The sequence below is a fragment of the Halobacterium bonnevillei genome (genome assembly GCF_009831555.1).
Taxonomy (GTDB): domain Archaea; phylum Halobacteriota; class Halobacteria; order Halobacteriales; family Halobacteriaceae; genus Halobacterium; species Halobacterium bonnevillei.
This window is the reverse complement of sequence record NZ_WUUU01000354.1, coordinates 1-1,059: the sequence shown is the minus strand read 5'-3', so window position 1 is coordinate 1,059 and position 1,059 is coordinate 1. Positions and strand designations below refer to the sequence as shown.

Below are 1,059 nucleotides of genomic sequence, written 5' to 3'. Positions count from 1 at the left end.
GTCGACGACGAGGATGGTGTCGGCGTCCCGCACGGTGGAGAGCCGATGCGCGACGGCGAAGACGGTGCGGTCACCGGCTGCGGCCGCGAGACTGCGCTGGATAGCCGCTTCCGTTTCGGTGTCGACGTGGCTCGTGGCTTCGTCGAACACGAGTAGCTCCGGGTCGCCGTAGAGCGCGCGGGCGATGGCGAGGCGCTGGCGCTGGCCGCCGGACAGGCTCGCGCCGCGCTCCCCGACCTCGGTGTCGTAGCCCTCGGGCAGGTCGGTGACGAACTCGTGAGCTTCCGCGGCGTCCGCCGCGGCCACGACGGCGTCGCGGTCCGGGTCGCTGTCGCCGAGCGACACGTTCGCCGCGACGGTGCCCGGGAAGAGGAACGGGTCCTGGCTGACGTAGCCGACGTGGTCGCGGACGCCGGCGGGGTCGGTGTTGGCGACGTCCCGGCCGTCGATGCGGACGGTTCCAGCGTCGGGGTCGTAGAGGCGCAGCAGGAGTTTCACGAGCGTGGACTTCCCGGCGCCCGTGGACCCGACGACGCCCACAAACTCGCCCGGTGCCGCTGTGAACGACACGCCAGCGAGCGCGTCGTCGTCCGCGCCGTCGTAGGCGAACGTCACGTCCTCGTACTCGACGCGCCCCTCGGACACGTGGATGTCGCCGTCGCCGGTCTCCAGGGCGGCGTCGCGGGCCAGCAGGTCGGTGACGCGGCGCGCCGACGCTCGCGCGCTCTGGACGCTGTCGATGACGTTCACGGCGAGGCGGCGCGTCGGGTCGAGGAAGGACTCCGCGTAGATGAGGAACGTCAACAGGCTCCCCGCCGAGAGCTGTGCAGTGAAGAACTGGGGCGGGCCCGCGAGCGCCCAGTAGCCGCCCAACAGGAACAGCCCCCAGATGCCGACGGTGCCGAACAGCCACGACGCGGCGTCGTACCCGACGCGCAGGCGGTGAGCGGACCACTTCGAGCGCTTGTACGCGCGGGAGGCGTCGGCGACCCGGGCGCGCTCCGTGGACTCGCCGGTGAACGCCTTCACGGTGTCGAGGCCGCGGACGGCGTCGCGGAC

1 protein-coding gene is annotated in these 1,059 nt (G+C 72.4%); it reads right to left on the bottom strand.

Annotated features, from left to right (window positions below):
• The coding region (locus GRX66_RS19270; RefSeq protein WP_159527872.1) for an ABC transporter ATP-binding protein at window positions 1-1,059 on the bottom strand (1,059 nt) is incomplete at both ends.